The 12,520-nt window shown below is 65.7% G+C and carries 13 protein-coding genes, 1 tRNA gene and 3 pseudogenes; 5 read left to right on the forward strand and 12 right to left on the reverse strand.

All coding sequences use genetic code 11. The annotated features are described in order from the left end of the window. Positions 1-1,566 carry a DNA-directed RNA polymerase subunit B'' gene (locus tag LPA46_RS00540; protein WP_230887910.1) on the reverse strand — a complete coding sequence of 522 codons (1,566 nt, stop codon included), beginning with the start codon at positions 1,564-1,566 and terminating at the stop codon, positions 1-3. Beyond that, entirely contained in the window at positions 1,567-1,794 is a 228-nt protein-coding gene (locus tag LPA46_RS00545; RefSeq protein WP_058980873.1) for a DNA-directed RNA polymerase subunit H, read from the reverse strand. It abuts the gene before it with no gap. A 178-nt stretch (positions 1,795-1,972) separates the two neighbouring features. Between LPA46_RS00545 and LPA46_RS00550 the strand changes: the two genes are divergently transcribed. Further along, positions 1,973-2,045: transfer RNA gene (locus LPA46_RS00550), tRNA-Asp, on the forward strand. Between the two features lie 286 nt (positions 2,046-2,331). Here the strand turns inward: LPA46_RS00550 and artA are convergent. From artA to LPA46_RS19060, 3 genes and pseudogenes are all read right to left on the reverse strand, one after another. Continuing rightward, on the reverse strand, positions 2,332-3,234 hold the full coding sequence (gene artA, locus LPA46_RS00555; RefSeq protein ID WP_230887907.1) for an archaeosortase A: 903 nt from the start codon (positions 3,232-3,234) through the stop codon (positions 2,332-2,334). A 160-nt stretch (positions 3,235-3,394) separates the two neighbouring features. Then, complete coding sequence (locus LPA46_RS00560) at positions 3,395-3,817, reverse strand: BGTF surface domain-containing protein (RefSeq protein WP_330166319.1); 423 nt, start codon at positions 3,815-3,817, stop codon at positions 3,395-3,397. Then, a pseudogene (locus LPA46_RS19060) lies at positions 3,818-4,201 on the reverse strand (DUF7827 domain-containing protein); the annotation flags it as partial. 203 nt (positions 4,202-4,404) lie between these two features. On the opposite strand from LPA46_RS19060, the gene LPA46_RS00570 reads away from it, so the two are divergent. After that, entirely contained in the window at positions 4,405-4,527 is a 123-nt protein-coding gene (locus LPA46_RS00570; protein WP_230887947.1) for an SWIM zinc finger family protein, read from the forward strand. Between the two features lie 79 nt (positions 4,528-4,606). Beyond that, positions 4,607-4,906, forward strand: coding sequence for a hypothetical protein (locus tag LPA46_RS00575; RefSeq protein WP_230890929.1), 300 nt, complete (start codon positions 4,607-4,609; stop codon positions 4,904-4,906). 24 nt (positions 4,907-4,930) lie between these two features. Here the strand turns inward: LPA46_RS00575 and LPA46_RS00580 are convergent. Continuing rightward, a pseudogene (locus LPA46_RS00580) lies at positions 4,931-5,082 on the reverse strand (PadR family transcriptional regulator); the annotation flags it as partial. A gap of 229 nt (positions 5,083-5,311) precedes the next feature. Further along, on the reverse strand, positions 5,312-6,352 hold the full coding sequence (locus tag LPA46_RS00585) for an ATP-binding protein (RefSeq protein ID WP_230890930.1): 1,041 nt from the start codon (positions 6,350-6,352) through the stop codon (positions 5,312-5,314). 76 nt (positions 6,353-6,428) lie between these two features. On the opposite strand from LPA46_RS00585, the pseudogene LPA46_RS00590 reads away from it, so the two are divergent. Beyond that, positions 6,429-6,893 (forward strand): annotated as a pseudogene (locus tag LPA46_RS00590) (Ig-like domain-containing protein). On the opposite strand, the gene LPA46_RS00595 reads toward LPA46_RS00590, so the two are convergent. From LPA46_RS00595 to LPA46_RS00615, 5 genes are all read right to left on the reverse strand, one after another. Further along, the gene (locus LPA46_RS00595) at positions 6,890-7,621 is read right to left on the reverse strand and encodes a protein-L-isoaspartate O-methyltransferase family protein (protein ID WP_230887902.1); all 732 of its coding nucleotides are present in this window, start codon (positions 7,619-7,621) and stop codon (positions 6,890-6,892) included. The pseudogene LPA46_RS00590 and the gene LPA46_RS00595 overlap by 4 nt on opposite strands. Before the next feature lie 21 nt (positions 7,622-7,642). Beyond that, a complete protein-coding gene (locus LPA46_RS00600) occupies positions 7,643-8,563 on the reverse strand; it encodes a hypothetical protein (protein ID WP_230890931.1) in 921 nt (306 codons plus the stop codon). 230 nt (positions 8,564-8,793) lie between these two features. Further along, positions 8,794-9,483 (reverse strand): protein-L-isoaspartate(D-aspartate) O-methyltransferase, encoded by a 690-nt coding sequence (locus LPA46_RS00605; RefSeq protein ID WP_230890932.1) that lies wholly within the window; start codon positions 9,481-9,483, stop codon positions 8,794-8,796. Positions 9,484-9,501: 18 nt separating this feature from the next. After that, positions 9,502-10,161: an HVO_0476 family zinc finger protein gene (locus tag LPA46_RS00610; RefSeq protein WP_230887899.1), complete on the reverse strand. Its 660-nt coding sequence runs from the start codon at positions 10,159-10,161 to the stop codon at positions 9,502-9,504. Positions 10,162-10,395: 234 nt separating this feature from the next. Beyond that, complete coding sequence (locus tag LPA46_RS00615; protein WP_230890933.1) at positions 10,396-11,340, reverse strand: aminopeptidase; 945 nt, start codon at positions 11,338-11,340, stop codon at positions 10,396-10,398. 122 nt (positions 11,341-11,462) lie between these two features. Between LPA46_RS00615 and LPA46_RS00620 the strand changes: the two genes are divergently transcribed. Then, positions 11,463-12,470, forward strand: a complete 1,008-nt coding sequence (locus tag LPA46_RS00620) for a type II glyceraldehyde-3-phosphate dehydrogenase (RefSeq protein WP_230890934.1) — start codon at positions 11,463-11,465, stop codon at positions 12,468-12,470. Positions 12,471-12,520: the final 50 nt, after the last annotated feature.

The following is a 12,520-nucleotide window of genomic DNA, read 5'->3' on the forward strand; positions in this document are numbered from 1 at the left end:
TTAGTCGTCCGCTGGTGTCGTCGCTTCTGTACTGATTCCGGGGATGCCCTCGACGCCCATCGACGAGAGTTCGCGTTTCAACTCGCGCTCGTCTTCGACGTTCTGGGAGAGCTCCATCGCTTGCGCGAAGTTCTTCACCAGGCCACAGTTCGGCCCCTCGGGGGTCTCGGAGGGACAGATGCGCCCCCACTGGGTGGCGTGCAGGTCACGCGCTTCGAAATGCGGCTGGGAGCGGCTCAGCGGGCTGCGCAGCCGGCGCAGGTGGCTGAGCACGCCCATGAAGTCCGTCCGGTCCACGAGCTGGCTGACGCCGGAGCGCCCGCCTACCCAGTTCCCGGTCGCGATTGGGTGTTCGAGGCGCTCGGTCAGCACGTCGGAGCGAACCACCGTGTTCACGGTGAGTTCGCGGTTGCGCATGTTCGCGCGTTCGAGCTGGTACTTCACGTCGCGTGCCAGCTTGTTCAGCGCCGTCCGGAACAGGTCCTTCATCAGGTCGCCGGAGACCTTGAGGCGCTTGTTCGCGTAGTGGTCCTTGTCGTCGGATTCGCGGCGGTCGAGCGCGAGCTCGAAACACGCCTCAGCCATCCGACAGAGGTAGTAGGACTTGTTGATGCGCGTCTCCTCGTCCTCGATGCCCTCCTCGTGGAGGTGCGGGAGGAGATAGCGGTCGATGACGTAGTTCGCGCGCTTCAGCTGGTAGTTCTTCCCCTGGCCGGAGGCGACGCGCTGCCCGAGCTCCTCGATGGCCTCCTCCTGGGTCTGGACGTCCGCCTCCTCCAGGTTCTCCAGCATGAACTTCACAATCTCGGGGTCCTCGCTGACCCGGTGGACGATCTCCTCGTCGGATTCGAGGCCGAGCGCCCGCACCAGCGTCACGAAGTTGATCGAGCCCGAGACCGAGGGGAACGACACTTCCAGTAGCCCCTCGCGGTTGCGCTCGACGAGCACCAGCGCGCGGTAGCCGCGGCGCTGGCTGAACGTCTTCGCGACCTGAATCTCGTCGCCGTACTTGGAGTCGTACTCCGCGAGGATCTTGTTCGGCGCGAGGTCCTCGCTGGTCATCAGCACGCGCTCGCTGCCGTTCACGATGAAGTAGCCACCGGGGTCGGCGGGGTCCTCACCGATTTCGATGAGCTCCTCCTCAGAGAAGCCCGCGATGTTGCACTTGTCGGAGCCGACCATGATCGGCATCCGGCCGACCTTCGTCTCCGTCGTGTCCAGCACGCGCTCTTCTTCCTCTTCGCCGCCGCGAACGATGCTCATCTCCATGAACACCGGCGCGGAGTACGTGATGTTGCGCAGTCGCGCTTCCTGTGGGTACAGCAGCTCCTCGGAGCCGTCCGCCTCCCGCACGCGCGGGGTCGTGATGCGGACGTCGCCGAGTTCGACCCACACCGGCTCCTCGTCTTCTTTGTCACCGATGTCCGTCTCGATGCGCTCCTTCTCGGTGACGACGTCCTGCATGCCGCGCTTCAGGAACGAGTTGAACGACCTGAAGTGGTGTTCCGCGAGTCGTTCTTTCGAGAAATACGCCCTCGACAGTTCACGTCGGTCTTCGATTTGCATTTATTCGATCACCAGTCGGTACACGATGGCTTTGTCCGTGGTCCGCGAGTCCCGCACGATTTTGACGACGTCGCCGACCTCCGCGTCGTCCGGCAGGGCAGGGTCCTTCCGTTTAATCTTCGGCAGGTCCGTCCGGTCGATGTCGTAGTCCACGAGCACGTCCTCGAGTTCGTCTTCGTCGAGAACTGTGTGCTCGGGGACGAGTTCGTGTTGGCTTACGTCTACCATGGGTGTGCCTGGATGGGGGGAGAACTACCTCTCACGAGATACTACAGGCCAATTCACCCGCAGCGCACTTAGGTCTTGTCAACTACGATTCCGGTCGAGGCCCGCGCCACCACGACGCACACGTCCCACCGTTTGGAAAGTCTTAAGAATACAAGCCGGCTACGAATGAGTGCAGCAAGCCCGGATGGTGTAGTGGCCCATCATACAACCCTGTCACGGTTGTGACGCGGGTTCAAATCCCGCTCCGGGCGCTTTCCTTTCGACGTTACGTTCGATAGTGATTGCTCTGCGTTTCCTGGCGTCTCGACGAAGGTAGATACGTGTCCTCGAAAGCCCCGACGGGCTCGCGGTCGCTCGCGGACATATCTGTTCGCTGCGCTCACAGATAGTGGTCCGCGAGACGACTAAACTGGACGCGAGCCCGTCGCCCCTTTCAGTCCACCCCAGTTATCGGGTAGCCAATCGCTGATGCTCGTGGTTCTTCGAGTCGGTAGTCACAGGTAGAGAGACGAGCCGTAGCGCAGCCGTCAGTCTGCGCTACTCCGCGAACCGCCGCGTAATCTCGTACTCGTTGCCGGTCGCGATGTACGCGACGTCCTCGACGACGCCGCCGAGCTCCGGGACGATGCGGAGCAGCGCGAACGTCAGGACGACGAGCGCGACGACGGACGCGGACTGCGCGAGCACGCGGTCGGCGAACAGGTACGACACCATGTTGCCGTCGTTCGTCGGGAACAGCACGAACACGAGCGACTCGTAGATGCCGCCGCGGAACCACTGCTTGCCGTGCGCGACGGCGATGAACACCACGCGAATCACGTTCAACCCGTAGATGACGGGGAGCGCGACAGCGAGCGCCTGCATGCGGCGCTTCATCGGGGCTTTCACGGCGAGCGCGAGCCCGCCGACGATGGACATGCTCCCGATGCCCGTACACGCCATCAGAACGGTCGTCGTGTACCGGTGGCCGGACTCGCCGGTGACGGACTCGCCGGTGAACACGAACTTCGCCAGGTAGCCGTGGTCGCCCTCCACGACCGGCGGGTAGTAGCCGAACTGCGCCATCAGCCACTCGGCCTGCTGGGCGACCGCCTCGATAGCGAACTGGCGAGCCGGCTCGATGGTCTGGAACGGCAGGAACAACAGCCCCATAATCGCAATCGAGCGCGTCAGCGTCACCAGTTGGCGCTTCCCCGTCCCGACGAGGTACGCGGTGTACAGACACGCGGGTACAGCGACCGCGCTCAGCACGCCCTCAATGAGGCTCAAGTGCTCGAAGAAGTAGTACGGCACGAGAAGCCCCCAGAACGCCGCGAACAGCGTCCACGCCGCGACAGCCGCGTACCGGCTGTACTGGCGGTGGTTGGTCTGGAGGATTGCGCTCGTTCCGAACGCCGCGATGACGACCCACGCGAGCGTGTCGGTCAACGCGGATACCATTACCAGACGGGACGGGCGTCCCGAGTATAGGCGTGTTGGTAGTCGGTCGGGTTCACTTGATGCGGCTTCGGTAGCGCTGCCGCTGTCAGGTTTGGTTCGTGAAAGAAAGTGTGGGGGTACCGCGTAGTGTGACCGCTTACGAGCGGTCAGTCGTTATTCGTTAGTTCTGGCGGAGAGCCAGCAAGGCAGCACCGAGGACGGCGATGAGCGCGATACCCATGCCGAAGCCGGGGATGCCGCCGCCGGACTCGCCGGACGGTTCCGTAGCCGTAGCGGTCTCGGTGGCCGTAGCGGTGACGGTTGCCGTTGCGGTCTGGGTGGCTTCGACGACAACACCGTCAGCGCTGACGGTGTCACCGAAGCTGCCGCCGGTGAGTCGTGCGGTGAACGTGTCGTTCACGTTGCGCTCGCTGAAGTCGAAGTCGTGGGCGAAGGTGCCGTCAGCCTGGACGGTCACCGTCGGGCCCGTGGTGAAGCGAGACTGGGTGTCGCCGGACGAGCGGACGCGGAGCGTCAGCTCGGTGCCGGGTGCGATTGAGGTTTCACCGGAGATGGTCTGGCCGGATGCGGCTTCGACAGTGATCTAGTCGCCATCGTAGGTGAAGCTCGCTTCACGCGTGACCGTCTCGCACTCGTCAGAGACGGACTGAACGTCCTCGCTCTTCTGGAGGAGACGCTGCTCGTTGAGGTTGAACGTCGCGTTATAGACGTCACCGTCAGCGAGGCTGCGGTTGTTCTCCAGACTGTAGCTGCTGGTGTCGGTGACGCTGGAGGTGCTGGCGGCGAGTTCGTAGTCGCCGGCGGCCAACAGCTGCGAGATGTTCGTTTCGCTGTCAGCCCCGTCGATAAGGGACGCGGAGTCCTCGTCACCAGCGGCGGTGACGACGCTGTAGTTTTCGGCGTCAGCGTTGCCGGCCTGGTAGCTGTTGAAGAGGACGCTAATCTGGCCGTCGTCGTTACCGTCGTTGCAGGGGACATTAGTCTAGTAGCCGGCGTCTGCTTCGTTACCGATGACGACCGTGCCGCCGGTTGCGGCTTCGCTGAGGTCGAGAGTGATGTTGACGACGGCCGTATCAAGTCGACCATCTTCGACCCGTAGTAGCGTTTGACGCGCTCGCCGGCGGTGAGCGTGAGGTCGAGCGAACAGAGGAGGATGTTCACGCGGTTGATATCGTCGCCAAGACATGTACCTGCCCGGATTGGGAGTATCGCACACCCGAGGGTGGTTGCAAGCATCTGTGGCGCGTTGACGTCGAAATCAAACCCGATCGTGTTTTGCGGCCGTATGGGTAACTCCCGGAACGGACTTACACGAAGCTTAACTAACAGAACTCCCCGCAAGCTGGTTTCTATTGGATAAAATGAACTTTCCATGCCAGAGCCATCAACCTCTCCGACAGCACTGCCCGGCGAGATCGTTGATTCGCTCGACGGGTGTTCGCCTGCACAGTTACGGCAAGTCGCCAGAAACGCCGAGAACTTCGCCACGTATCGAGACAAAGGATCCGCGGAGACAGCTGTGGAACTCAAAGTTGACAACCGACCGGATGAGGCCCCTGCAAAAGCAACAATCACGGTCAAGGAGATCAACAACCGCTACTACTACTGGCAGTGGCAGGACGGCGAGCACGTCAGCTCAGCGTACAAAGGACCCGTTAATCCGGGCGACTGAAGCCTGATCGCTTACCCGAGATGTTTATTCTACTTGCTCTTCCAGGTCGACGTACTGCTGTTCCCACTCGCGGCGGCCGCGGCTGGTGAGCGTGTGGTGGCTGATGCGCTGGTCGAGTTGGCCTTTATCGATGAGCCCTTGTCGACGAGTGTGTCGAGGTTGGGGTAGAGCCGGCCACGGCTCATCGCTTCCGTTTCCGCCTTGGAGAGCGGCACTGTTGATTCTCGGAACGTGTCGACGGTTTCATCTGTCTCCTCGTAGGCGTCGTCGATGAGCTCTCCGAGGTATCTCCTGCTGCGTGACTGGCCCCTCGTCCCGGCGCGAATCTCGTCTCGGAGTTCTTCGAGCCGGGACTTTGTATCTTCGTCAACCGTCACCTCCCCGGATATACGCTGTTATTGGCTTCTATCCCGCGTAAACGTTTCCACGGCTAGCCGTTCTCTTCACTCGGCCACGCGACTCCCACCCCCCGTGTTCCGTCCATCGCTCCCGAATGCGAACCGCACACATCGTCTCGGTCGCGTCGTCGACGACCAGCGCGTCCCCGGTCCTCGACGGCAACTTCGCACCGACCCCTCCCGATAGGTACGTCGGCCGCATCGCCGCCAACGCGTCAACGTCCCGCTGCGACGTGAGTCGATGCACGACCACCAAATCCGACTGCGAAATCGCGGTCTCCGGCAGCGCGCTCGGGCGCTGGGTCGCGAGCACGACGCTCGCGCCGGGTGCACGGCCGCGCGTATACAACGTATCAACAGCAGCTGCGGCCGCGCCGCTCGCGCACGCGTGCGATTCGTCTATCAGTAGCCACGGTAGGTTCCCCGCTCGGTCAACCGCTGCCCGATACCGCCCCGCCGCGACGACCGCCTGCAACGCAGTCGTCTCCAAGCCCGTCCCGTCGAGCACCGCACCGTCCGCGAGCAAGTCCATCGGGGTCGGCGCGTCTGGCGCGAAACACCCCCACGAGTCGGCGAGCTCGAGGTGGTTTGCGGCCGCCCGCCGCGCAGCAGCCGTAGCATCTGCGTCCGCGACCCACGCCCGCATCGCGTCCAGCGTCTTCGCTTCCGTCGCAGCCCGCCAGACGAGCGTCCCCGCGAAACCCGCCGGGTCGAGGTCAAGTAACTCGCACCACGCTCGCGGAGGCAGCGCGCTCGCCTGGACGCGCGGCTCGACGACGGGGACGCCAGCCGCTGCGAGCCCGCCGAACGCGCCCATCGGGTCGACGACCACGGGCGCGACGCCAGTTGTTTCCGCCAATCCTTCGGCGAGCACGCCCAGCGTATACGACTTCCCACTCCCGCGCTTGCCCACGACGATGCCGGCGTACGGCCCCGCGAAGTCCACGTCGACACGTGCACCGAGGCTCTGGTCCGCGGCGAGATACCGACCGAAGCGCCCGTGCACCCCATCGCCGTCCTCCCCGCTATCGCGTCCAAGCACGTCCATGGCTGCTGTTGCCCGCGGCTTCCCGGATAAACTCCCGTGCGAGGGTTCAAGTGCGGAGGCGCGGCCAACCCGTGGCGTGTTCGACTCCAACCCGCTCCGGCTCGACCAGTTCGCGCGCGACGAGCGCGCCATTGAGGGGCTGCCCGTCCGGCTCGTCATCGCGTTCGTCGTCGGCGTCGCGACACTCAGCGTGATGCTCAGCATGGTCTCGGGCGTCGACACGCTCTCCGTGAGCGAACTCGACGCCAGCCCCGAACCCGACGTCGTCACGCCCGGCGACCAGTCCGTCGACGTGACCGCGGTCGACGCGGACGGCAATCCGGTCGCGGGTGCAACGGTCGTGATAAAAGCAGGGGCCGCGGACCTCGACGGTGTCGCGACCGCAACCACGGGTAACGACGGAACCGCGACGCTGGACGTCGACCCATAGCTCGGCCCGAACCAGGCCGACGGCACGCTCGAAATCTCCGTGAAGCCGCCGTCGGGGTCGGACTACGCCGACCGCCGGAAGAACACCGAGATACTCGTCGTCCGCCACTAGTCCCAGTCGATCCAATCCTGCTCCCAGCCCTTCCGGGATTGGGCTTCCTTGGCCGCGCGCTCGCGGTCCTCGCGGACGGTTCGATTGCGCTCGATGGCGCTTGTCTGCTCGCCGTCGACGAGCAGCGGCGCGAACGCAACGGGGCCGTGGACCGAGACCGTCTCCCGGTCCTCTATCGAGACGAGTCGCTGGTCCGTCGTCCCCTCCGGGTAGACGAGCCGGCCTTCGGTAGCGAGTTGGTCGAGCAACGCCGCGGGCGGGTCGACAGCTGCCGCCTCGACGAGCACGCGGTCGAACGGCGCATACTCGGGGAGGCCGCGCGCGCCGTCCCGGCAGTCCACGAGCACGTTACTGTAGCCGGCGTCTGCGAGGTTCGAGCGCGCATCGTAGACGACGCGGCGGTCGATATCGACGGCGTGAACGCGCTCCGGACCGACGATTTCCGCGAGCACGGCCGCCGTGTACCCGACGCCCGCACCGACAACGAGCACGTCGTCGCCCTCCTCAGGCGCGAGTGCGTCCACGAGTCGGCCCACGGTAGAGGGTGCGAGCACGCGCGTGCCCTGATGCTCCAGCGACTGGTCGGTGTACGCGCGCCGCCCGCCGTCCACGAACTCGTGGCGGGGCACCTCGCGCATCGCTTGCGCGGTCGATTTCGCCTGGACGGCAGCCTTCGTGTCGTGCTCGAGGCTGTCGACCATCTCCGCCCGGAACGCCGCGAACTCCATACTCGAGAATTGCCGCCCAGCTTATTGAGTGGCGCGCCTGCGGCCGGCGACGAACCGGTAGTCGGTGCCGGGAACGTCGCCCGCGCGGACGTCCGCGAACCCGGCGTCCGCGAACCACTCGCCGACCGCGCCCTCCTCGTAGCAGCCGCCGTGCTCGGTCGTCGCGAGCAACTCCGCAGCAACCGCGGCGTCCGGCGTCCCATTCCGGAACGTGTCGACGTGAATCGCGAGCGCGTTCTCCGCGGCGGCGTCGCTGGCCGCGGACAGCAGCCGGCGGTTGTCGTCCGGGCCGTACTCACGGGCCACGCCCGCGTGGAAGACGATGTCGAACTCGCCGTCCACACCCTCCACGCCCTCTAGCGGGTCGCCGGCGACGAGGTCCACGCGCTCGCGCTCCAGCAGCGGGTCGACGGCGTCCACGACCGCTTGCGTGTCGAGTAGCGTCGCGTCGAACCCACGGCGCGCGAACTCCACCGCGTGCTGGCCCGGGCCGTCCGCGACCACGAGCACGTCGTCCGCATCGGGATGCTCACGCACGGCCGCGGTGACGGCTGCGCGGACGCTGGCATCGTCTTCGGCGGCCCGTGCGCCGAGGCGGTTCCGCGTCCAGTTCCCCGGTCGCTCCGGCACCGCTCCAGTCTGCATCGTCTCCGGGAGGTCGACCAGCGCCTCCACAGTATCGAGTTCGTGTGGCAGCCGCCCGATGGAGCGCACGTCGGTCTTCGTGACGAACCCTAGCATTCGATTCGTCGGCTCCACGCCCTCCTCGACGTCCTCCAGCAAGCCCATGTCGAGGAGGGCGTCCACGGTCACGCGCGCAGCGCGCTCGGTCACGCCCGCCTCGCGTGCGACGTCATCTACTGTGTACGCGTTCGAGACGAGCGCGTCAAGTACGCCCGTCTCCCGGGCCGCCCGCAATAGCAACAGCTCGCGGTAATCCATACTCGGCGTCTCGGCGCCCGCCGGGATAAATTCAGTTGCCGGCTTCTCGCCCAACTGCTGTTCGGGTGGACTGAAAGGGGCGGCGCGGTCGCTCGCCGAGGCGACGTAAGCACTGCACCGAACGAGCGTAGCGAGAGAGGGAAGCGCGCAGTGAGCCGCAGGCAGCGAGCGCGTCGGGGCTTTCGAGGTGCCCACAACTACATTTCCTCAAGAATAGCGGTCGGAGCGCCCTACTCGCCGCCCTGCATCCGCACGAACCGCACGGGACCTTCGTCCGACTCAACGAGCCCCCCGTCTTTGTTCTTCTCGGCGCGGACGAGGCGCTGGCTGACGTCGCCAATCGGGCCGACCAGCCGACCGCCATCCCGTACCTGTTCGACGACGGTGTCCGGGAACTCGGACGCAGCACACGTCAGGTACGCAGCGTCGTAGGGCGCGTGCTCGGGCCAGCCGTCGTGCCCGTCACCCTGCCGGACCGACACGCCGCCGTAGCCCGCGCGCTCGAGGTTCTCCCGCGCTTTCTCGGCGAGGTCTTCAAGGTACTCGACGGAGAAAACGTGCTCTGCGCCGACGAGTTCGGCGGTGACCGCAGCGTGGTAGCCACAGCCCGTCCCGATTTCGAGGACGCGGTCGCCCTCCCGAAGGTCGAGTTCGCTCGCGATGATCGCGACCACGTGGGGCGCGCTGACCGTTTGGCCCTCCCCGATTGGGAGCGGGCGGTCGTCGTAGGCGGCGTCGCGGTGCTCTACGGGCACGAACTCGTGGCGTGGCACCGCGCGAATCGCGTCCGCGACGCGCTCGGTGACGTTCGGACGCGTGGCGAGCGCGTCCGCGAGTTCGTCGCGTTCGCTCTCAAAGTCGTTCTCGGACTCACCACCAGTCTCGAACTCCTCGTCGGTGTCGGGTTCGTCCTCGGTCATGGCTTCAGACCCAGTGGGTTACCAGGGGGACCAGGCGCCGCTGGTCTCGTCATCGCCGTAGACGCGCTTGACGTCCTTCGCGAACACCATGTCGCCCTCGTCGCCGAGCTTCGGGAATTTGTAACTGTCAATCGCGTTCTCGCGAACGTGGATGCCCGTGATGGTGAACGCTTCCTCGCCGAACTCCTCGGTCTCGCCGACCGTGAATTCGTAGTCCCCGGGGACGTGGACTTCGATGCTCCGGCTACCCTCCTCGCTGTCCTCCTTGGGGTTGATGGTGATATCGACGCTGACGTTCCCGACCTCGCGCGTCCACACGGTGTCGATGTCGGCGGCGTCGGCGCGCGTCGTGCGGTCTTCCGGCCCGGCTTCGATGCTCGTCACGCGCACCTGCGCGATGACTGCCTCGGTCTCCACGACGAACTCGTCGCCCTCGTAGATGGTCTCCTCCGGGTCGAACTCCGCGGTCCCCGTGAAGGATTCGCCGTCCTGGGAGACGATGACGTCGACGCTGACGGTAGTCTCCTCCTCGACGGGTTCCTTGTGGACGTGGCCGCAGTCGGTACACTTCACGGTCGCGTTCCCGCCACCAGTGGTGAGTACCTCGTGGACGGTTTCGAGGTCCGGCGAACACGACGGACACTCGAAGGGGACGTGCTCCCCGACGTTTTCGCTCATGGTGGCGTATAGCGGCCCCGTACGTAAAAGACCGCGGAGTTAGGGTTTTGGAACTAGGACTACCTCGCCTCTTCGCTGGCTTTCACCACGCTTCCTCGAAAGCCCCGGCGCGGTCGCGTTCGCTCGCTCGCCGCGCTCCTCGCTCCGCTGCGGTGCTTCCGTCGCGAGCGAACAGGTAAACGCGACCGCGCCGCCCCTTTCAATCCCGCCCGCTACCGGTTGGTCAGTCCGGAGTTACGGGCTCGGAAGTTCGACTTCCTCGCCGTCCGCGTAGACCGTGGGTTCTCGGATGATGCCGTCGAGGTGCAGTGGCGCGTCGGTGTCGCCGCCGATGCCGGCGTCGTCGCCGATGGCGATGTGGACCGTCCCCGCAGCTTTCTCGTCGAGGAGGACGCTCCCCACGAGTTCGGTGACGGCGACGTTCGTGCCGATGCCGAGTTCCGCGAGGTTGTAGGCGTCCTGGCCGACCTGCTCGCTGGCGGCCTCGACCTGCTCGCGGACGCCGCGGTCGGAAATCTCCGTGACGAAGCCGTCCTCGACCTCGAAGCGGAGCTGTTCGTCCGCGTCCAGTTTCCCGTGGGGCATCATCGTCCCGTCCACGACGTACGTCCCGTTCGCATTTTCGGGGGAGACGAACACTTCGCCCGCGGGGAGGTTCGAGAAGTCGCCGGGCTCGTGGACGATGCCGGTGTCGTCGCGCCACTCGCGGTCGCCCGGCTCGAACGTGATGTCCGTGCCTGCGGGCGTGGTGACGCGGAGTTCGTCGGCACCCTCCACTTGCGCGAGCACGTCCTCGCAGTGCTGGCGGATGGTCTCGTAGTCGGCGTCGAGGCCGGTCGTGAACACGTCCTCCGTGATGCCAGGGAGGGTCGCACCGCGAGCGCCGGCGTCGTTGGCGGCGCCACGAGCGCGCGTGTGACTCAGGCTCTTCGTCGTCGGCGCGAGGAACACGTCCGCGTCCAGCATCGCCGCGGCGACGGGACTGGGCGGTTCCTCGCCGTGCTGGTCGCCCGGCGGATATCGGAGGAGCGTCGCGTCCGTAATCTCGCTGGCGACGTCGTACAGCGCTTCGCCGATGGGCTGGCGCTTGTCGTCGGTGACGATGACGCAGGACTCGTCGGCTTCGAGGCCGAGGCACTGTTCGACGGCGGTCTCGGCGGCCGCTCGCAGGTCAGTCATACCGGGTCGTTCTCACGGCGGCGCGTTAGGTCTTGTTGCTTTCGCCCACGCGGGGATTCACTCGCGTCCCGGTAAATCGGTGCTGCGAAACGGTTAACCGCCGTCGCGTGACACTCCCGGGTATGATTCGCGTCGGCATCAACGGCTACGGCACCATCGGGAAGCGCGTCGCGGACGCGGTCCGCGACCAGCCCGACATGGACGTCGTCGGCGTCGCCAAGACCAGCCCGAACTACGAAGCCGAACAGGCAATCGAGCGCGGCTACGACCTCTACGCCGCCATCGAGGACCGCGCGCACAAATTCGCAGAAGCCGGCATCGAGACCGCCGGCCTCGTCGACGACCTCGTCGCACAGAGCGACGTCGTCGTGGACGCCACGCCCTCCGGCATCGGCGCGCAGAACCGCGCACTCTACGAGGAGTACGACACGCCCGCCATCTACCAGGGCGGCGAGGACGCCGACGTCGCGGACGTCTCGTTCAACGCGCGCTCGAACTACGACGAGGCAATCGACGCCGACAACGTGCGCGTCGTCTCCTGTAACACGACCGGGCTCTCCCGGCTCCTCGCGCCGCTCCGTGAAGCCTACGGCGTCGAGAAGGTGCGCGCGACGCTCGTGCGCCGCGGCGGCGACCCCAGCCAGCCGAACCGCGGCCCCATCAACGACGCGCTCCCGGACCCCATCTCGATTCCGAGCCACCACGGCCCCGACGTCAACACCATCTTCCCCGACCTCGACATCGACACGCTCGGGCTGAAGGTGCCGACGACGCTGATGCACGTGCACGCCATCAACGTCACGCTCGCCGCCGAACCCGACGCCGAGGAAGTTCGGGAGCTGCTCGGCGAGCAGTCCCGCATCACGGTCGTCGACGAACACCTCGGCATCGAGGGCACCGGCCAGCTCAAGGAGTGGGCGCTCGACCGCGGCCGCCCTCGGGGCGACCTCTGGGAGAACTGCCTCTGGGGCGAATCCGTCACGACGGAGGGCAGCGACTTCTACTGCTTCCAGGCCATCCACCAGGAGTCCGACGTCGTCCCCGAGAACGTCGACGCGATTCGCGCGGTCACCGACAGTGCCGACGCCGCCGAGTCCGTCGCCACCACCAACGACAGCCTCGGAATATGAGTATTAGTTGATATCCCCAAAGTTATTTTTTCCTGTATGTATATATTAGA

The sequence above is a fragment of the Halobacterium sp. KA-6 genome, assembly GCF_021029015.1.
GTDB lineage: Archaea > Halobacteriota > Halobacteria > Halobacteriales > Halobacteriaceae > Halobacterium.

Coding starts and splice junctions, on each gene's coding strand:
- LPA46_RS00540 (WP_230887910.1), bottom strand. CDS start 1,566: ATGCAAATCGAAGACCGACGTGAACTGTCGAGGGCGTATTTCTCGAAA.
- LPA46_RS00545 (WP_058980873.1), bottom strand. CDS start 1,794: ATGGTAGACGTAAGCCAACACGAACTCGTCCCCGAGCACACAGTTCTC.
- artA (WP_230887907.1), bottom strand. CDS start 3,234: ATGGTATCCGCGTTGACCGACACGCTCGCGTGGGTCGTCATCGCGGCG.
- LPA46_RS00575 (WP_230890929.1), top strand. CDS start 4,607: ATGCCAGAGCCATCAACCTCTCCGACAGCACTGCCCGGCGAGATCGTT.
- LPA46_RS00585 (WP_230890930.1), bottom strand. CDS start 6,352: ATGGACGTGCTTGGACGCGATAGCGGGGAGGACGGCGATGGGGTGCAC.
- LPA46_RS00595 (WP_230887902.1), bottom strand. CDS start 7,621: ATGGAGTTCGCGGCGTTCCGGGCGGAGATGGTCGACAGCCTCGAGCAC.
- LPA46_RS00600 (WP_230890931.1), bottom strand. CDS start 8,563: ATGGATTACCGCGAGCTGTTGCTATTGCGGGCGGCCCGGGAGACGGGC.
- LPA46_RS00605 (WP_230890932.1), bottom strand. CDS start 9,483: ATGACCGAGGACGAACCCGACACCGACGAGGAGTTCGAGACTGGTGGT.
- LPA46_RS00610 (WP_230887899.1), bottom strand. CDS start 10,161: ATGAGCGAAAACGTCGGGGAGCACGTCCCCTTCGAGTGTCCGTCGTGT.
- LPA46_RS00615 (WP_230890933.1), bottom strand. CDS start 11,340: ATGACTGACCTGCGAGCGGCCGCCGAGACCGCCGTCGAACAGTGCCTC.
- LPA46_RS00620 (WP_230890934.1), top strand. CDS start 11,463: ATGATTCGCGTCGGCATCAACGGCTACGGCACCATCGGGAAGCGCGTC.